The 18,956-nt window shown below is 35.1% G+C and carries 23 protein-coding genes; 12 read left to right on the plus strand and 11 right to left on the minus strand.

Going from position 1 to position 18,956, the window contains the following annotated elements; all coding sequences use genetic code 11:
* Window positions 1-139: 139 nt before the first annotated feature.
* The 4 genes from C7972_RS11920 to C7972_RS23805 form a co-directional block, all read right to left on the minus strand.
* Entirely contained in the window at window positions 140-1,282 is a 1,143-nt protein-coding gene (locus C7972_RS11920; RefSeq protein WP_110356408.1) for a macro domain-containing protein, read from the minus strand.
* Window positions 1,279-2,613: a DUF4433 domain-containing protein gene (locus C7972_RS11925; protein WP_110356409.1), complete on the minus strand. Its 1,335-nt coding sequence runs from the start codon at window positions 2,611-2,613 to the stop codon at window positions 1,279-1,281. Before C7972_RS11925 ends, C7972_RS11920 begins: the two co-directional genes overlap by 4 nt.
* A gap of 36 nt (window positions 2,614-2,649) precedes the next feature.
* Window positions 2,650-3,900 carry a hypothetical protein gene (locus C7972_RS11930; protein ID WP_110356410.1) on the minus strand — a complete coding sequence of 417 codons (1,251 nt, stop codon included), beginning with the start codon at window positions 3,898-3,900 and terminating at the stop codon, window positions 2,650-2,652.
* 258 nt (window positions 3,901-4,158) lie between these two features.
* The gene (locus C7972_RS23805) at window positions 4,159-4,332 is read right to left on the minus strand and encodes a hypothetical protein (protein WP_181422868.1); all 174 of its coding nucleotides are present in this window, start codon (window positions 4,330-4,332) and stop codon (window positions 4,159-4,161) included.
* A 191-nt stretch (window positions 4,333-4,523) separates the two neighbouring features.
* Here C7972_RS23805 and C7972_RS11935 point away from each other — a divergent pair, with 191 nt between their 5' ends.
* The 9 genes from C7972_RS11935 to C7972_RS11980 all read left to right on the plus strand — a co-directional run bounded on the left by C7972_RS11935 (window position 4,524) and on the right by C7972_RS11980 (window position 10,977).
* The gene (locus C7972_RS11935; protein WP_110356411.1) at window positions 4,524-5,138 is read left to right on the plus strand and encodes a hypothetical protein; all 615 of its coding nucleotides are present in this window, start codon (window positions 4,524-4,526) and stop codon (window positions 5,136-5,138) included.
* Window positions 5,117-5,515 (plus strand): hypothetical protein, encoded by a 399-nt coding sequence (locus C7972_RS11940; protein WP_110356412.1) that lies wholly within the window; start codon window positions 5,117-5,119, stop codon window positions 5,513-5,515. The genes C7972_RS11935 and C7972_RS11940 overlap by 22 nt, the downstream gene beginning before the upstream one ends.
* The gene (locus tag C7972_RS11945) at window positions 5,499-6,299 is read left to right on the plus strand and encodes an ImmA/IrrE family metallo-endopeptidase (RefSeq protein WP_181422869.1); all 801 of its coding nucleotides are present in this window, start codon (window positions 5,499-5,501) and stop codon (window positions 6,297-6,299) included. The genes C7972_RS11940 and C7972_RS11945 overlap by 17 nt, the downstream gene beginning before the upstream one ends.
* A 312-nt stretch (window positions 6,300-6,611) precedes the next feature.
* The gene (locus tag C7972_RS11950; RefSeq protein WP_110356414.1) at window positions 6,612-7,544 is read left to right on the plus strand and encodes a restriction endonuclease; all 933 of its coding nucleotides are present in this window, start codon (window positions 6,612-6,614) and stop codon (window positions 7,542-7,544) included.
* Window positions 7,545-7,994: 450 nt separating this feature from the next.
* A complete protein-coding gene (locus C7972_RS11960) occupies window positions 7,995-8,666 on the plus strand; it encodes a hypothetical protein (protein ID WP_110356416.1) in 672 nt (223 codons plus the stop codon).
* A 118-nt stretch (window positions 8,667-8,784) separates the two neighbouring features.
* Window positions 8,785-9,072: an AlpA family transcriptional regulator gene (locus tag C7972_RS11965; RefSeq protein ID WP_110356417.1), complete on the plus strand. Its 288-nt coding sequence runs from the start codon at window positions 8,785-8,787 to the stop codon at window positions 9,070-9,072.
* Window positions 9,073-9,342: 270 nt separating this feature from the next.
* Window positions 9,343-9,639 (plus strand): mobilization protein MbpA, encoded by a 297-nt coding sequence (gene mbpA / locus C7972_RS11970; protein WP_110356418.1) that lies wholly within the window; start codon window positions 9,343-9,345, stop codon window positions 9,637-9,639.
* 5 nt (window positions 9,640-9,644) lie between these two features.
* On the plus strand, window positions 9,645-10,505 hold the full coding sequence (locus tag C7972_RS11975) for a relaxase/mobilization nuclease domain-containing protein (RefSeq protein ID WP_309148925.1): 861 nt from the start codon (window positions 9,645-9,647) through the stop codon (window positions 10,503-10,505).
* A gap of 4 nt (window positions 10,506-10,509) precedes the next feature.
* A complete protein-coding gene (locus C7972_RS11980) occupies window positions 10,510-10,977 on the plus strand; it encodes a DUF6730 family protein (protein ID WP_110356420.1) in 468 nt (155 codons plus the stop codon).
* 160 nt (window positions 10,978-11,137) lie between these two features.
* Here the strand turns inward: C7972_RS11980 and C7972_RS11985 are convergent, their stop codons facing one another.
* From C7972_RS11985 to C7972_RS12015, 7 genes are all read right to left on the minus strand, one after another.
* Entirely contained in the window at window positions 11,138-12,040 is a 903-nt protein-coding gene (locus C7972_RS11985; RefSeq protein WP_220020895.1) for a transporter, read from the minus strand.
* Window positions 12,041-12,116: 76 nt separating this feature from the next.
* On the minus strand, window positions 12,117-13,163 hold the full coding sequence (locus tag C7972_RS11990) for a cytochrome-c peroxidase (protein WP_110356421.1): 1,047 nt from the start codon (window positions 13,161-13,163) through the stop codon (window positions 12,117-12,119).
* Between the two features lie 71 nt (window positions 13,164-13,234).
* On the minus strand, window positions 13,235-14,035 hold the full coding sequence (locus C7972_RS11995) for an MbnP family protein (protein WP_110356422.1): 801 nt from the start codon (window positions 14,033-14,035) through the stop codon (window positions 13,235-13,237).
* A gap of 172 nt (window positions 14,036-14,207) precedes the next feature.
* Window positions 14,208-14,585 carry a hypothetical protein gene (locus C7972_RS12000; protein ID WP_110356423.1) on the minus strand — a complete coding sequence of 126 codons (378 nt, stop codon included), beginning with the start codon at window positions 14,583-14,585 and terminating at the stop codon, window positions 14,208-14,210.
* A gap of 372 nt (window positions 14,586-14,957) precedes the next feature.
* A complete protein-coding gene (locus tag C7972_RS12005) occupies window positions 14,958-15,302 on the minus strand; it encodes a hypothetical protein (protein WP_110356424.1) in 345 nt (114 codons plus the stop codon).
* Between the two features lie 9 nt (window positions 15,303-15,311).
* Window positions 15,312-15,671, minus strand: a complete 360-nt coding sequence (locus C7972_RS12010) for a hypothetical protein (protein ID WP_146216312.1) — start codon at window positions 15,669-15,671, stop codon at window positions 15,312-15,314.
* A gap of 20 nt (window positions 15,672-15,691) precedes the next feature.
* Entirely contained in the window at window positions 15,692-16,147 is a 456-nt protein-coding gene (locus tag C7972_RS12015) for a hypothetical protein (RefSeq protein WP_110356426.1), read from the minus strand.
* Window positions 16,148-16,294: 147 nt separating this feature from the next.
* Here C7972_RS12015 and C7972_RS12020 point away from each other — a divergent pair, with 147 nt between their 5' ends.
* The 3 genes from C7972_RS12020 to C7972_RS12030 all read left to right on the plus strand — a co-directional run bounded on the left by C7972_RS12020 (window position 16,295) and on the right by C7972_RS12030 (window position 18,672).
* The gene (locus C7972_RS12020; RefSeq protein WP_110356427.1) at window positions 16,295-16,513 is read left to right on the plus strand and encodes a helix-turn-helix transcriptional regulator; all 219 of its coding nucleotides are present in this window, start codon (window positions 16,295-16,297) and stop codon (window positions 16,511-16,513) included.
* Between the two features lie 608 nt (window positions 16,514-17,121).
* The gene (locus C7972_RS12025) at window positions 17,122-17,409 is read left to right on the plus strand and encodes a helix-turn-helix domain-containing protein (RefSeq protein ID WP_110356428.1); all 288 of its coding nucleotides are present in this window, start codon (window positions 17,122-17,124) and stop codon (window positions 17,407-17,409) included.
* 9 nt (window positions 17,410-17,418) lie between these two features.
* Window positions 17,419-18,672 carry a type II toxin-antitoxin system HipA family toxin gene (locus tag C7972_RS12030; protein WP_110356429.1) on the plus strand — a complete coding sequence of 418 codons (1,254 nt, stop codon included), beginning with the start codon at window positions 17,419-17,421 and terminating at the stop codon, window positions 18,670-18,672.
* Window positions 18,673-18,956 lie beyond the last annotated feature (284 nt).

Genomic DNA, 18,956 nt, shown 5'->3' on the forward strand with positions numbered 1-18,956 from the left:
TTTTTATTACATAATTTAAATTTCTGTCAGTGATTTTATTAAAAATCAAAAAAATCATCAGTTTGTAGCCTTGCCCATGGAACACTTATGATGTGAGCCGACAATAAAAAGGGAGTGTAATGTGTGTGGAATGGGCTAACTAACTCCTTAATGACTCTAATAATTTTTCAGTATTAGGCTTTTTTGTTTTATAATTTAAACCAATTTTGTTTGCATTTATTCTTGTGAAAAAATCAATATAACTATTCCAATAGTTCAAATAGTATTTATCATTATTGTTTGATTTAAATTCATTTTCAAACTTTTCTAATCTATTGTAACTGATACTATTTATAAGAAGAAGATTCGATATTTTCACTCGGAATTTCAAAGCATTGATACTTTCATACGATTTCCAACTTTCGTTCGGTTTCGATATGGATGTAACTAGAATATTATTCAGGTTCCAAAGATCATTTAAATCATTTCTAACTTTTAATTTCAAGAGGCCATAAGGTATTGTCAATATAGTTTTGAATCCCTTCTCTAAGACATATTTAGCAATATCAATTTCATAACTACTGCCAAAACCAAGAAGAAATACAAAATCATTATTTGGCAACTCATTTATGAATAATTTTAAAGCAAGTTTCTCTCTTTCTTCTGGCTTGGAGGTTACAACTAAAGAAATGTTTTTTTTTGATAATAAATCAATATTTCCTTTATAATAAATTTCCTTCGAGGACTGCCCTTTTATGCTGAATGGATATAATTTTTCATTAGGCTGAATTTTACTTATTTCATTTCGAACTAGCAATTCGTTTATTTCTTCCGAAATATGGGTTTTCATAGAACTACTAGGTTCAAAGACTAGAATAGTAGATTTTATATCTTTTAAATATTTTGTTATTAAGCCTTTTACAATATTCCAATCTAATCCTCCATGACCACATCCCAAAGCAGGTAATGTTATGGTTAAGTTATCTCGATTATGAAGATAATTTTCGAGCCATTCTAAACCTTCTTCTATATATTCATATTTGGAAGGCTTTTTCCAATGGTTCTTTGTCGGAAAGTTAATTATAGTTAATGGCTTGAACATATAGTCTCCATTCCAAACATGAGGTTTACCAATTTTAACATCATTTCTTGCACACGCCAATGAATAGTCTTTGAACATACTGGGAAATTTATTTTTGAATTGCAGGGCCGCACCAGCACCCATAACACCAACACAATTGACAGTATTAACCATTATGTCAGCCTCAAAATCAAAAAAATTTCCTTTTACAAACTTTATCACTTCAAATTAGCTTTTACCTTTTTTACAATAGCTGGTAATTCAAGTTGTAAACTTTCAAGCCAATCAGAATTAATTGCACCAATATCTGCTAGGGACAATGCAATTAGCATTTTTAATTCTTTTTTACTTTCAATAATGTTTAACAACTCTTTTATACTCCGCCCTTTACCTACAATATCTCCCAATAAATCATGATATGCAACTAATAGGCAGATTAACTTGATATTTTTATCTGATAAATTCTTAATATCTTCTGATAAAAAGCGTACCAACATTTTCAAAGAATCGGCAGGATGGTCAGCATATGCAGGCTGTTTTCCATTTTTCCATTTTCTTGATGGACCTTTACCAATATCATGAAGGTAGGCACTTAGCTTGACCAGCTCTTTCTCATTTGCGTCCAAACGTTTATAATGTTTAATTTTCTCTAAATTGCTCACTACATTTAAAGTGTGGTCACTAACATTTTCTTTATGTACATCATTAATAGTCTCAAGTTCAAAAATGCCTTCAAGTTCTTCAATAGCGCAAAAATTTTTACTTATTTCTGATAAGGCATCTTTAATATTATCGAAAGTAAATTTTTCAACTTGTTTACGACTTTCGATTATTTTTTCGCTAATACCAAGAAAAAGATTTTGCATATGGTTTGGCCCAGTTACAAGAGTTTCGCCTGGTCTTCCTAGGGCAAACTTTGTAAAATAAAAATGTCTTCCATTAAGGGAGTATTCCACTCTAGGAGCAGCAATACCATTATCATTAAAAGTATCAAGAACTATTTTTTTTCTATGCTTATTCCAGACTATAATGTAATCAATCCATTCTATTGGCACCCTGTCACTAATTAAAACTTCAGCCATTCGTTCATGTTTCCAATTATCGTTTATATTTCCCCATTTCCTAGAATCTATAGCCTCCCAATTTAATTTTTTTAAATCCTCAGGTTTAGTGAAAAAATTTGGTGATACAATAGTATTTGCTGAAGCATCAGTAAAAATGACGTTATCCTCTAGAACTTTTTCAATAGATATAGCAACAAATACAAGGTCTATTTGGTCAACATTTTTTCCATTAACCACCGCTAATGCCATTGGATTTGTCGTTGCAAGATAGAAAGGTACATAATCATGTACTACACCTTGCGGTCCACAAGTAACCTTCATTTCGCTCCTTCGATTCTGAATGTTCTCTGAAGCCACGTTTGTATGTAGTAATTTCAATTTATCTTTTAAATTAGTACAAAGAAAACCATGTTTTAAAATAGAATCTAAGTTTTCGATATGTGTAAAATGATAAAAATACTTCCCTTTATAATCTTCCGGTATTGCCATAAGAGTACTAATTTAATATTTTAAGTTTATTCTCTTCTAAGAATCTCTATGCTTACCATATAGAATTATATCAGAAATAATATATCGTAACTTATTTTTTAAGTCGAAATCTATTTCCAGCTCCTCAGCCTTATTGCACATTTCTAAGAGCTTTTTAAAATTACTAACTTCATTATCAATTTTTCGTTTAAAAATATCGGAAAGCTTAGTAATAGTACTAAAACTACTTCTAGGTGATTGTATTTTAGCAAGAATCTTTAATCGTAGTTCGTCTGGATATTTAATAGTCTTTACACTATTCAGTTCTTCTATAAAACTATCAGTTGTGTTAAGAATACCTTCCACTTCATTCAAAGATGTAAAAACATTCTCTGGTTTTGTGTTGTGATTTATGACTATCGAACTATTTTCTACCATTGAATCTTTCTTTGGTATTAAATAGAATCCTGTAGAATCTTTTTGCATAACATTAATCACATTTACAAAATTTAAAGAACCAGTCCCTAAGTCATTTGTAGAAATTCTAAGAGCAGTTGAAACTTGCCCAAACTTATCAGCTTCTTTAGGATGCTTTTCAGTGGTAATGATTTCTAATTTTGACTCGCTAATGGCTGCACTTGTTATTATGTATTCAGTGCCTGGATTTGTCTTCTTATTTTTATGTAGAATTAACATTCCAACAACGAAAGTGAAATCAATTCCATATTCGTAATAGCGAGTAGATGTAATACCACGTAGGTAAGTAATATCTTTATGGTCAACTAATCGATAACTCTTCTCCTTATTGTATCTATCACTATTTTTGGCCATTTCTTTAAAATACTGAACATTGTAGTTAGCAAGTGAAGCTTGTCCTATTTTAAATAAATTGTTCGCATATTTGGTCATAGCATACTCGTCTAAAAATGTATTTTTAGAATCATATATAGCTATAGTTTTTAAGCCCTCTTTAACTTCATCAATATCTACATACTCTTCAAAATTGAAAATAATGTTGGTGTCACTACTTCCAGAAATTGATTCTTCATAGACATTAATATCTTTAGTTTCCGCTATAATTTTATATCGATTATAATTTGTTACAAGGTGCTTAACTCTCTCATAAATTAAATCTATAAATTCAATAGAAATATATTCATTTTCAATACTTGCTATATCAAACGTTTTATAAATATCATCCTTGTAGGGGTGATTCTCAATTAGAGAGCACAGCTTCTCAATTTTAATTTTACCAGAGCTATTATCAGCATCAAGGTGTACTTGTTTTTGTTTAAACTTTTCTTCCATAATTTTATTCTAAAAAAGCAGTTTAAAGTCTTGCTAAGGACATTTACTAATTATGATTTTAGTAATGCTGAAAAAGCAAATATGGCAAAAGCAACAGTTACTATTGTAAACATTGTTTTTGCTTGTTCGCCTTTAGCCGTGAAACATAAATCTTGCTCTCAAATACTAATTTCATCTTTTGAAAATTTGCTTATATGCATAATTCCAAATTTTAATAGTTGAAAAATTCTCTCACATAAAGCCCGAGAGATTCTGGGCTTACTTTTCTTTTCTAACGCCTTTAAACTTGCCGCCAGTAGTTTTTACATCCATGAATCTTCCGGTTTCAGCATCTCTCTTTACAAAGAGGTTTGTTTTTGGGTTTAAAACTTGGGTACGACCTTTTACAGCTCCTTTTCTTGCGTTGTCTCCTGTTGGTGGATTTTTAGCCATTTTTATATTTAATAAGATTAATATTTATGTTTCATAAGTAAATGCTCACAATTTTTCATATTTTTCCATTACCAATTAAAAAAATGAACAACCCTATGATACTGTCCTACAATTGTATATGCTCATAGGTTTAGATTTTTTGCCATTCACGTGGATAATTTTTAATAATAATGAGCATACTCTATTGAAATATGGCTATAGCGAGTAAAAAAGAAATTCTTGAACACCTTGAATCTATCGATTTAAATGAGCTTTTAGATAGGATGGAGGACTACGTCCGAACTCGTTTTTACAATAAATCAGAGAAAGAAAGAGAAGGGTTTGATTATCTTGATTTCTGTTATAATGTTCTGGTTAAAGCTACTACAGGAGTGAGAAATTGGGACAATGAAAAAACTTCTTTTGAAAAGTTTATTTTTGGGTCTTTAAAAAGTGATTTGTATAACTTCTTTAGAAAACAAAAAAATAAAAAGAATGAGGAAGATGGAGATTTGCAATCTACAGAACAAGAAATATACCTAGTTGAAGTAAATGAATTTATTGAATTAGATGAAGTTGAAACGGAAGATGAACCTCCAGATATAGATTTTAAAGATATATCACAAGGCGCACTCAAGTCTTTGAGGGAGCAAGGAGCAGATAAATTTGAAATAGAAGTGTTTGAATGTTGGATAGCTGGCTATTACAAGCCAAAAGAAATAGCTGAATTATGCGGAAGAAATACTACAGAAGTTAATAATACTGTTAAAAAACTTTCTAGAAAAACTATCAAGTTAAAAGAAAAATGGATAAGCTTAAAAAAATAATAGATAAAGGTTTTACCGAAAATTATCTTTTGGGGGATATAAATGATATTCGCAAAAGTTTATCTGATTACGGAGTCAATATAGATGATAATAGTGAGCGTCAGAATAAATTGATTAAACAATTAAAATTTAAACTTCGTTCTTCCATAAACAAAGAAAAAAATGAAAACCTTTTACTTAAGGCAACAGAATCGTTTCAGGAAGCAATAAATAAGGGGCTAGAAAAACCAATTGCTTATTTGAATAATCTGATTAAAGAAAATCAATTGGTAGTGCAGTATAATAAACTTGATAAGCTAAGTCCTGATGAGATAAAAGAGATTATTAAAGACCAAAATTTAATTGAAATAATTGAGTTACTTGAAAACGAACAATAAAGGGAAGAATAAGGCTAAAGAAGTCTTAAATGAAATTGGTTTTGATGAAGTAACAGAAATTACAAATTCAGATTTAGTTAGTGGTTTTGGTATACTTTTTATTTGTGAACCATTAAAAAATGCAGATGGAAAAATTATCAGAGGAAAAACAAAAACCATAATTAAAGTAAACTCCTCAATACCATATCCACAAAGAATTCGTTACGTAGTGGCTCACGAATTAGGACATTATTTTTTACATGATAAATTGGAAATTCACACCGATAATTCTAAAACACTAAATTGGTTTATGGTAGAAGACCAAGCTAAAAGAGGGTTACAGGAATTTGAAGCAAACGATTTTGCATCAGAATTATTAATGCCAGAAACTGTTTTTCGAAAGTTTATTGAGTACAAGCCTTTTAGTCCGTCTTTAATAAAGGAAATTTCAAATAGATTTCAAACTAGCTTAACTTCTGTAGTTTATAGATTAATAACTTTAGATGTTTTTCCATTATTAGTTGTTTTCATTTCCGATGGAATAGTTAGGTATTGGCGAAAATCCCCAGACTTAAAAGGTTGGCTAAAAGATGTGACCAAACTTTCACCACCAGACGACTCTGTTGCTAAAGAATATATTGACGCGGATTATGAATTTATATATAAAGGAGACGATAAAGCTCAGGAAATAGACCGTTCAACTTGGTTTAAATTATATGAAAATCAAGAAGATTCAGATTTTATGGAATATTGCATTCCAACTAAACAATATAAAACTATTATCAGTATAGTATGGGAGGCATAAGTGTTGTTTTAAATGGGCCTAAGAGAATTTTGGCAAAACAATAGGAGAGGGAAGCGTTAAGAATTTTAGGTGCTAGAAAAAGGGATTACCCAGTGGGTGATTACTTTTTTCGGCGAAATGATGCGGCTGCCTCGTTAGCAATCAAGTTTTTTACAGACCGATGCCACCGCGCAAGCTGGCTCCTTGCTAAAATGTACTTCAGGTACATTTTCTTTACGCTCGGCCCTGTTCCAAAATTATTTGTAAGCCGTGATTTTTTGTTTCTTTTTTTATCAAGGAAAAGAAAAGATATTATTTAATTAAAGTAATTACATGGAAAAATTCTATTCGCAAATTTCAGATTACCAATCATCCTTTTCTTTGTTACAAAAAAAATTGGCTGAGGACGTCGAAAGGCTACAAAAACTTGGACAAGTAATACAACCATCCATAGCTGAAATACTCAAGAAAATAGAGAAAGACCAAGAAAGATGGTCCAAAATAACTACCATACAACCGACAATTACTCAGGAGCTTTTAAGAGTTCAGGAAGATATGCTAAGGGCAACAGCTCCAATAACTCAAGTTGCTAATCAATTGAAGGGGTTTTATGAGCCTTGGGACTACATTAAACCTAATTTCGATTCTTTAAACCTACTTAGCTCTAATCTTGGTATTTCTGATTTCGTGGATTTCGCTAGAGTACCTTTGTCTACAGAAATTATCGAAAATATTGGTAAATCATTAAATGTATCAACTAGGGAATTGTCACTATTGGAATACCATATGAGTTCCCCTGAGGTTAATGAAAATCAGGAAAAGGATACTATAATAATTTATAATAATACCAAAGAAATTATTACCAATATATATAAAGATAATGAAATTCTTTACACCATTGACCCATATAAATTTGAGGAAGTAATTGGGGAATTACTTTATTCAAAAGGATTCGAAGTTAATATATCACAAAAAACAAGAGATGGTGGCTACGACATTTTAGCCATAACTAAACAAGGTGGAATTCCATTCAAAATGCTCGTTGAATGTAAAAGGTATAAGAATACAGTTGGTGTTGGTATAGTGAGAAGTTTTTGTGATGTTATAGAAACGGAAAAGGCTAATAAAGGTATTTTAGTAACTACATCATATTTTTCAAAACCAGCGATAGAAAGGCAAAGTAAAAAAGGAGAGCTTTTGGATTTAGTCAATAAAGATGGGATAATTGATTGGATTGCAGAATACCATTTAGGACCTAAGCGCTAATTCAGTTTTATCTAATATTGGAAGCACTTAAAGAGGAATCTCAAACAATTGAAAGAGGTAGCAAACGCACATGAATTTTATCTTCGCAATTGAACGGTTTCGGCAAACTACGGCCTATTTGACATAATTTTCCCTATTTCGAACCAGATTATATTGTTACCTCCCAAGCCCCTGCGGAAGTCGAAAAACCTTTCCACTCCAGTGCTTCCCAAGTAGACGCACTTCGCCGGTCCACTTGGGAAGTCCCTCCGTTCTGGCCTGTCTGCCGCCATAGGCAGGTTTTTCCGACCTCCTCGGCCGCACGAAAGCACAAACGGCGAAGGGCCGCTTGACCTTTCTTCTCCCAACCCATAAAATCTGGTAAATCCCTGTCCATTTTTTGACCCATAACATCGAAAATGTAAAAAGGTCTAAATTCTTTTAATTATCTTGAAATCAGCTTTTTGTAAAATGAAAAAGATAATCGAAAATATCGCCAATTGGTTGGTCGCCGTAAAGGGGAGAAAAGACAAAATCCACCAGAACATTAATGCCTTTATGAGAAGAGGTAATAATGGACTGATTATCGGGTTTATTCTTTTTGGAATATTTGCGGTCTACTTTTCGTTCGATCTTTATGAAACCTACGAAATCTTTTGGTTGGCATTGCTTCCGATATGGTTTTCCGTTATTTTGATCTTTATTATTTTGGTATCTGATGCTTATAAAAAGAAAGTGAAGTATCAAAACAGAAGTTCACGAATGAAACTGGTCGGTTTCAATATGGATTTCAATGAGCGTGTCCTTAGAAGAATCTATGGTTCCTTGACCCAATATGAATATCTGGACGAGAACTTGACAAGCTTCTCCAATTTTTATGAGGTTATGGTTCTGGATTTTGATGACCACGATTCGGTGTTGCATTTTAACTGTACCCAACCGCAATTAAAATATATTCTGGATAAGTTCAAACAACTTAAAAAGGGGATTAGCTTAAAATCTTTTGAGAGATCCCAAAAAATTTACCACAAGGGAAACTTGATATCGGCAGAGATACTTTCAAAAAAGTACAATGAGTTTCCTCCCAATCATGAATTTGAACAACAGATAGATTCCTTCTTCGATTTCTTGGGGGATATTTAAATCTTTTATGGGGTAGATTTCCCCTTTTTCTTCTTTTCACCCGCTTGCATCTCCTTTCTTTGCTTCGAACATTTGTAACACAGGTAGACCGCTCTGCGGCTATTTTAAGGCGAGAATTATGGAATTGGAAAATGACATGGTAGATCTCTTAAGGGATATCAAGGGACTTCTTTCCCATCAAAAAAAAGTGATGAACGTTGAGGATCTTGTGGCCTATACGGGACTCTCCAAAAGCAAGATTTACAAACTGACCCAGTTACGATTAATCCCCATGGGAGGTAACAAACACATCCGCCAGAAATTCTTTGACAAGGATATTATAGATGCTTGGTTAATGGGCGAACCTAATTTATCAGATGACTTTTTGGATCGGGAATTCAATAAACAATTACCACGAAAAAAGTAGTAGTATTTCTATAATTACATTCTAATTAGTATTAATACTAATAATAAGAAGTATGTGATAGAGAGAAAAAGATGTAACGGAATTTATACGTAAAATATCCGATTGAGTGAGAATTCAAGATGTGTCATTGTCATGACAAATCTTGCTTTTGCTCCCGATGGGTCGCAAAAGAATAGGAACCAATATCTTGATTTTCGATATAGTATTATAGATAGAGTTTTAATGGATATTTTTTAAAGGGTTACAGGGTAAAGGTTCAGAAATGCCAAAATGAAAAAGGAGTTTGTACAGTTTAGATGTTCTATTTATGAGAAGAAACTGCTAAGGGTCAAGGCTGATAGGAGTGGACTTTCCATAAGTGAATATTGTCGCCGTGCGGCTTTTGATGATCGGATAATAGAACGTTTGACCCAAGAACAAATAGAGATGTACAAGATGCTGTCAAGGTATGAAACAAATTTTAAGCTTATCGGGAATATGTTTCGAAAACGCAATCCGAAATTAGCGAATGAAGTGGTGCAATTGGCCAATGAGATACGTGGACATCTTTTATCCTTTAGGAAATGATAGGCATGGGAAAATCCATATCGCATACCGGAGCATCCATGGGTTATGGGTGGAACGGGGAGAAGGAGGCAGAAGTTGTCTGCCGCGAACATTTATCGGGAGACAATCCCAAGGAAATCACTCAGGAGTTCAAGGTCATCCAGCAGCAGAACCATCTTTGCCAAAAGAATACCTTGAGTTTTGTACTCAGCCCAACCATTGAAGATGGGAAGGGAATGACTAACGAAAGTCTCAATGAAATTGTTGAAAGGTTCCTTAAGGAAATGAAACTACTGGAACGCCAGGCCATCGGTTTTGTGCATAGGGATAAGGACCATACCCATGTCCATGTATATGTAAACCGCATCGATTTCAATGGGAAAGCCTACAAGGATAGTTTTATAGGAAAACGGAGTCAGCAGGCGGCGGAAAATGTGGCAAAACAAATGGGCCTGACCACGGTAAAAGAAGTGCAGCAGGAAAAACTGAACCAGATTCAACATGTAAGAGGGGAAATAAAACGGATACATGATAAGGTCATGGAAAAGGACAAGCCAAACAACTTTGACAAGTACATCAACGATATGGCCAAGAACGGTGTTGAGGTGATTCCCAGTATCAATAAGCAAAACCAACTCCAAGGTTTCCGATTTGAATATAAGGGGCATAATTTAAAGGGGAGCGAAGTACATCGGTCCATGTCGATTGGAAACATAGCGGGAAATATGGGATGGGATAAAAATGTAGCCCAAAAGATGGCTAGAGAAAATAGGGTAAAACTACTGGGCAAGTCAGTTGGGCTATCGCCCAACCTGGCGGCAACTATTGCAAGAAAGGTGGTCACTATTGCTATAAAGAAATCAATTGGACTGGGAATGGAAATATAATATCATGGCAAAACTGGACGAAATTATGGAAGTGCTTACCCAAGAAATATCCGGGTTCAACAACTCCATTGGTAAACTGGAAGAACTTTCCACAAAATTTGACAACCTAAAAATAACAGCGGACACCTCTCATTTGGAGTTTCAGCTAAAGGATTTTTTAAGGCTGCAAAAGATCAACCTGGAATTTTATAATAAGCGGATGGATGAAGTCTTGAAAAATATAGAAAAATCTAGATGGACCCCAAAATGGGAGATGTTAATGCTATACCTCTTCATATTAATGAACACTATGGCATTTGGCTATTTGGGCTATTATTTTATCACTTATGAACAGAAAAAAAAGGCTGAGGTTTTAAAAGTAAAAAAGGAAAGCTTGGGTAGGGCAAGAGGCTATTTTGAAGACCATCCGATTATATATAAGGATTTTGAAAAGTGGATCCAAAAGCAGGATAGTATTCCAAATCGGGAGTAGGGTTGCGCCCTAATTCGATTTTACTTTACGCTTATCATCCCGAACGCTATAAAATCGAATTAGGATCCCCGCGCAGTTAAGTTATGGTAAGATTTGGTTTAATGGGGACAACATCTAAGTCCATAAGTAGTGGGTCAAGCTCTTATTGGGATTAATTAAACTACAAATTCATGTTCAAATAAACTGATACCCTATTTTTTAACTCAACTTTGTTGTTATTTAAATTTTGATCCATGGGCAACATTCCGATCAAACCTAGAGAATATTGGTTATAGGTTGCCTCTAAACTAATTTTACCTAAAAATACACTACCCTTGGAATTGGCGACCTTCATATCAAACTCTTTGTTGGTACCATAACTTTCTCCAGCTAGGCCCAGTTGCGGGGTTAGGGCCAAGGAATTGGAAACATAGTAGGTTTTAAAGGCGTTTACACCATAGTTCAATTGGTTTCCAAATTGGTAGCCCTTTGGGTTTTTGGTCTTAAGGTTGTAATTGAGCAGGGTGCTAATTCCCCAGTTCCTATAGGTAAACCCGTAATTCATTGCAAAAATGTAATCCCAGCTGCCATTACCTACTTGAAAGCTTGGATTAACACTTCCAGTATTGTTTGCCTTATCATATTTTCCAGTGGGCATTTTTATTCCGCCACCTATTTGTATATAGTGTTCGGGTGTAATAGATATAATACTATCGGGCGTAACGGGAAGTACATTGTAGAACCCAAGAATGCTGATATCGCCCAATCCGTTGATTTCTTGAGAGGTGTTATCCGGGAAGCTCCTATTGTGAAATTGATAGGGCACTATAATATTTAATAATGTTTTTTTAGTCAACGCAAAATTGCCCCAGGCCTGTAGGGTGTTAAAATTCTCTTGGATCCAAGGGGAATCGGCAAAAATTCCGTCCCGGGACCTGTACTCTTGGCCTATATACCTAAGGCCAAAAAAATTGTTGTTCAGCCCGGTGCCGTATCCCATACTTCCGCCACTGCTTCCACAGCCACAGGTGTCACAGAAATCATAAAATAGATCCTCATAATGGGTATGATCTGGACATTTCACGGGCCAATTATTTTTTGGGATCCCGTTGCCGTGCACTATCGTTGAAAATAGGACAGCCAAAAATAATATAAGGTGTTTAGTATTCTGCAAAGCGTTTATCGTTGATATAAGTTTCATCTGTCAAAGTGATTAAAAAAGAAATTAACGAGGTTTTTTCTGAAGGGGATAGGGGTATTCCCAAGTTGTCTCCAATTTTCAAAAGGGGATCCAGGGTGGCTGAATCCGTAATGCCATCCGTATAGAAATCAAGTACGGCCGTTAGGCTTCCAAACCTTCCATCGTGCATATAAGGTGCCGTAAGTTCAACATTACGTAGGCTTGGCACTTTAAATTTGTAGCGATCGGACTCGGCACCGCTAACTTCCTCCCTGCCTATATCCATAAGATTGGGATTGGGCGGTAATCCGTTGTTTCTAAATTGCCCGTCGGTAAAAAGATCGGAACTGTGGCAAGTGGCACATTTTGCCTGGAAGATGGCCAAACCTTCCTGTTCGTTAGAGGTCAATTGGCTACCCGATTCCTGGCGTACATATTTGTCGTATTTGGAATTGGAGGAAACCATCATAAGCATAAACTGTGAAAGGGCCTTTAGAAAATTTTCATTGTTCACTTCCCCTTCATCAAAGGCATTTTTGAAAAGATTTTGGTATTCTGTGTCCGATTTTAATTTTGTTAGTACATTGCTTAATGTCTCTCCCATTTCCACTTCATTGGTAATAGGTATAATAGGAAATAAATCCAAATGGGAAGTAGCACCGTCCCAGGTAAATTCGTTCATGAAGGCAACATTTTGTATCGCCGGAGTATTTCGCGAACCCTCAAGATCATCTATTCCATGACTAAATTGATGGCCATGATGGGTAAAGGCGGTTCTCTGTTCATGACAAAAGCCGCAGGAGATAAATCCGTTAGCGGAAAGGCGTCCATCATAAAACAGTTTTTTGCCAAGCTCAAATCCCAATTTGGTTGGTGGGTTGCTTTCCATATCGTAAATGGGTGCCGGAAAATTGGCGGGCACCACAAATTCCAAGGGTTCGTTTATTGTTTGGTATTCTTCAGAATTTTTGGAACAAGAGGAAAAAACAAATACAACGACACCATATAATAGGCCGATTCGTTTCATTTTTTTAAAATTATGGCAACCGGCACCTTGTAAGTACCGATCGCCAATTTATAGATAATGGTTAGAAACTCTTAGTGTCCGCCTCCGTTATGTATGTGGTCTACCGCAAACATTTGGGAAGTGTTTACCGCTATTTGGGGAGATTTTACTTCATCTACCATAATTACGGATTTTTCTGTTAGTTTAATGCTGGTGGTAGCACCAACCAGTATTTTGCTGGCATCTATTTTTAGATGGATGTTGGAATCTACACCGTCCCCTACCCTTACGTTCATTGGTAAGGATAAACTAACTTCTTTATAGTTGTCCAGGCTAGAGCCATGGCTTCCCATATGAACCTTAAAATCAGTGGACTCGGTAACCGTTTCTGAGGTAAACGTGCCCTCAAAATTCAAGAATTTATAGCCGGCCTGCCAAGACCACATCATGTTATTTTCTTCTGCCAATGTTAAAAAATCGCCTTGGCCTTCCGCTCCTTGTAGGTATTTTTCCTGATCAACCCCAACACCAAATTTAAGAGTGGTGTATTCCCCGGCAGGTATTTCGGGTAGGGCCACCTCATCAGACTCTTCTTCTTGGTTGATAATGAAATATCCCTGGTCTTTTGGAAAAGTGTATTCCACCCCATCTTTATTGACCAATCTGAAATTGCTCACAATGTAATTGAAACGGGTAACAGTAATACTTTCTCCATTAGTATTTGCGCCATTGGCAGTTCCTAGAACAAGATCGTTACCGTTAAAGCCGTTATCAAAGGTCAGGGATACCTCTCCTGATCCGGTCAGTTCTTCCGAATTATCCGTATCATCACTGGAACAGGAGAAAATTAGAAAAGTGGATAGGGCCAATAAGGAATATATAAATGTTTTCATTTTAATGTTTTTTAAAGGTTGTATATAGATGGACCGGCAACCTTGCTCCAATAATAGGAATAAGGGTAACTGCCCAAATCTTATTTGTGAAATTTCTTAAATGTGTAGATATATCGGTGCGTTATATGGGAAGACCATAGGTCACCCATTATAAGAAAAGCACCAAATGGAACTAGGCCAGTTCTGGCGGTTGGGAAATATCGAAAGTTAGAAGAGTAGGGATAAAAACTTGGACTATTCCAAAATTTTTAGATTGTAATAGATGGATATTTATTCCGAAATCAATTTGAGGCAAAGTTTCCAAGAACAGACTTGTTAAAGTTTCAGTCTTGGTTTTTTTTTCTCCGAACGGATTTTCCTGATCTTGTTGTGATTCCTTGGCCAATTGCTTTGCTAGGTAACACTTACCGTCACAATTCAACATAGGCTTGTCCAAATTTTCACATAGTACGTTCTTAATATAGTTGTAGTTAATAATATACTCGGCTACCGGCCAAAGTGGCTTTACCAGCATTATAAACCCAACAAATAAAACAACATACTGTTTCATGCATCAAAAGTAGGCCTAAAAATTAGAATAAAAAATCAGTTTGAAATAAAATTTTGGGGCATATAGAACTATGGGTATAAATAGCTATAACAATGAAGATTAATAAAAAAGGAGTTAATTTGCCAATTCCGGTATTTTTGAATATCCAGTCCCGGATCGTTGAAATCCCCTTCTACACGGCTAGCCAAAATGCAAACGTTTATCAAGGACTCTATTGTGCTGAACAGATCTGTATAACCATCAAACTGGAGGAACGAAGATTTAAATTTATCTTTATTATATCAGAATTGTTCAAGGTGGTCAATTTGTACTTTGTTGATTCCTTCAACATTTTTAATTGTTTCTTTTTTTTTCCATGGCTGTATTTTACGATTATGTTAAACCCTCTCTTAATTTCTCTTCCCTATAGTAAAGGTTAAGGTCGTCCAAAAGCGCCTCTTCCCCTTGCGGTAATAACCTATTGGCAATTGTTAGTATTTGACGGATGTATTCCTTTTCATATCTGTCATTGATATCATCAATTAGTTCCGGATCGATTGCCTTCATGGCCAAGTACAGCATAGCACGGACCGTTAACACAAGATCTACATGGTTGTCCACATAAAAGAGACTTACCTCAAACTTGTTTTTAAAGAAGGGGTGGGGCTTTAAGGTAGGGTGGTGGTCCAGTGCCTGATGTTTTAAGCTATTGATCAGTTTTTCTTCGTTCGTGTTCATAGTTCATATTTATTCAGTTGATTTTGTCTTGGCATTGTCCAAACCGTTCAGCTTTTCGGTTACGTAGTCCATAAAATCCATTTGACTGTGTGGCAGCATATTTAGGACCAATTCCAGCACCCTGCCAACGCTGTCATGTTTGGTTACGTTTTGATTGTTTGGAGACAATAGCATTCCGTTCCCGTCCAATGCAAATACACATACTTCCAGAAGGCTCGCTATGTTCAACAGTAGATCATTATTGTCCCTTACCTCCAAGAATACCTTATAATTTCCATATGAATAACCAGAATCCTGTTTTAATAAGCCAACGAGGTTTTGATGCAGTTTATGAATTTCGTTCAAGGTCTTCAATTTTTTCTTTTTCATAGCCTGTTTTTTTAGGGTTGTCATTTAGTTGCCATATCCGGTAAAATATGCCGGATCTTATCAAGGAATTCCATTTCCTCATAGGGTATCATATTGAGTACATAACCGAGTACTTCCTTAATGTTCTGGACGGGTTCTGGAACAACAATATTTGGGGTGCGTTCCGCATCCAATGCCGTGATGCATACCTTTAATAAACTGGAAATCATAAAGGAGGTTTCCAAATAGCCTTCGGTAATTAGGTTTACGGTGTAGAGTTCCTTTTTGGAGGGGTAGCGCTTTAAGGTATGGAAATGCTCTAGGGCCAATTCGCTTATTTTATCCAAAATGCTTTTTTCCTCCGATTCCTGACATTCTACTTGAGATGTACTCTCATTGACAATCGTGTTTTCTTTGGTTGGTTCTCGATTTTCCAAATACTTTCGGCATTCTGTATTAATTATGTTTTGTTCTGATTTACTGATTTCGTGGCCCATAATACATACTGTGTTAGAATCATTAATATATCTTTAGATTATCTAATCAAATCTATAGATAATCTATTGAAATTCCAAACAAAACTTTAGATATTCTATATTTTTCATTAAGAAAAGTATATTTATGTAATCAAATTCAATAGATTTATGACTCCGTTAGGATTATTTTTAACCAAAAAATCGGTAAATCGCGCCATGGTCTCAAGACGAACAGGTATTAGTCAGGCTAGACTTTCCCAATTAAGTTCTAATGAATCTACTAAACTTCGGGCAGATGAGCTCTATTTGATTGCCTTGGCAATAGACATTGATCCTTGTGAATTATTGATGGAAGTATTTAAAGGACTTAAATTACCTAAAGAGTAAAGACTGTTGGCATAGATTTTTATTGTTTTAAACCAATAGAAGTATGTGGAATCCGAGTTTTAGAGATCTACTAGATACTTTATATATTCAACATACAACATATGTAGGCGTATAAATGGTAGTTTAAAAATAATTGATCTTCGGTACTTTTGGTACTGAAATTCAAAGGGATTTAAACTGTTTTCTCTTGCTGGCAATCATTGTTTCTAAAAGTTATCTAGGTGAAAATAATTTACATGCAAGAGCTTTGGATTATAGCGTTTTATTTCAGGTGGGTTGCTTCAATTTATATAATTTTTGTAAGTATAAAACATTGATATTCAAACTAGTTTAAAAAAAATTACATTCTAGGCTAATTTTGGTACAGCTCGCTAGGCTAATTTTAATGCAATATTTACCCTGACTTTGTTACAAATAATCTTGAAATTTACCCTGACTTTGTTACAAAAAATTAAAAACTTACTTCTTCACTGTTAGAAATAATCACGTAAATTTTCCTATAAGCTCACTTTAAAAGATGATTACTCATTGATTTTTAAGATAATTTTTGATTAAAATGAGTATTAATATCCCCATAATTGCTATATTTGGGGAAAATATTACCCATTATGAAGAATAAGAAAGCGGTCCTTTTTCCAAAATATCAGAGGATAATGGGGCAATTAGGAGAGAATATAAAGCTTGCCCGTAAACGAAGAAAGCTTACAACAATTCAGGTATCCGAACGGGCAGGTATAGATAGAAAGACTTTGTATCAGATAGAAAAGGGGAATTCAAAGGTAGCGATTGGTTCATATCTTAATGTTCTGATTGCACTTGGTTTGCAAGATGATTTCTTGAAGTTGGCAACAGATGACGAATTCGGAAGAAAACTTCAGGACTTGGATTTATTATAACAGGGAAGAATGGCACAAGGTAAATTTGAAATATACGTTTATGCACATTGGCAAGGAATGCCAGAAGCTAAGATAATAGGCGTTCTAACAGCCCATAATGCTAAGGGAAAAAAAGCCTTTAGCTTCGAATACGATAAGGGTTGGATAAAATCAGAACAACAACTATTGTTGGACCCTGATATCCAATTTTATTCAGGTCCACAATACCCATATAAGAAGGAAAACTTTGGTGTCTTTTTAGATAGCATGCCAGATACCTGGGGAAGAACCTTGATGAAAAGACGTGTAGCTCAACTAGCTAATGAGAAAGATTTAAAAGCTACTACTTTGTATGAAATCGATTATCTGCTTGGAGTTTATGACGAATGTAGAATGGGAGCTTTACGTTTTAAAACAGATCGCAACGGACCATTCTTGGATAACAATGAAGAGAATCCTACGCCCCCTTGGTCGTCAGTGAGGGAACTACAAGAAGCTGCCAAGCACTTTGAAAATGACACTGATAATGAAGAAGTAAAAAGATGGTTGGCCGTCCTTATGGCTCCAGGATCTTCTTTGGGTGGAGCAAGGCCCAAGGCCAATATTTTGGATGAATATGGGAATCTTTGGATAGCTAAATTTCCATCAAAGAATGATACCATTGATAAAGGAGCATGGGAATTTTTGGCATATCGCTTGGCAATAAATTGTGGAATTGAAATGGCACCCTCCAGAATTGAAAAAATTACTGGTAACTATCATACCTTTTTTACACAACGTTTTGATAGGATAAGGAAAGAACGTATCCATTTTTCATCAGCCATGACCATGACCGGTAATAATGAGGACACTATACGAGATAATCCGGCAAGCTATTTGGACATTGCCGAATTCATCCAAAAAAATGGGGTAAACATTGATAAAAACCTACATCAACTATGGCGTAGGATTGTTTTTAATATCGCGGTTTCGAATACCGATGACCATTTGCGTAATCACGGTTTTATCCTAGGCCCCAAGGGTTGGATACTTTCCCCTGCTTATGACATTAATCCTTCCATAGATAAAGATGGATTGGCACTTAATATTGATATGGATAACAATGCTTTGGATTTGGAATTGGCAAAAAGGGTAGGGGAGTACTTTCGTTTGGATGATAAACAAATGGATGCTATTATTGAAGAAGTGATGGCCTCGGTTAGTCAATGGAAAAAGATTGCCAATGAAATCGGAATTCCAAGGGCGGAGCAAGAATTAATGGCAGCGGCATTTATGGATGGCTAGTTGTTGTTCATGTTAAGTCTGTCGATAAAATTCGAAAATTTAGACATATTCAGCATATCTGTCGTTGGTATGGACATCTCGCCATATTACATACGTGGCCAAGTGTCCCATAAAAGCTCAATTAATGAAACTATTAAAAACGACCAGGAATGGGACACCGAGATAAAATAATATTAGTAGTCTCAAAACTGTCTCGTAAATAGGTCGTTTTATATAACCAATCGGTCTACAAACTTATTCTGGGTCGGCATTCGCCGCTGTGAGGATCCGAATACCGATAATGA

The sequence above is a fragment of the Arenibacter sp. ARW7G5Y1 genome, from assembly GCF_003201775.1.
Taxonomy (GTDB): Bacteria; Bacteroidota; Bacteroidia; order Flavobacteriales; family Flavobacteriaceae; genus Arenibacter.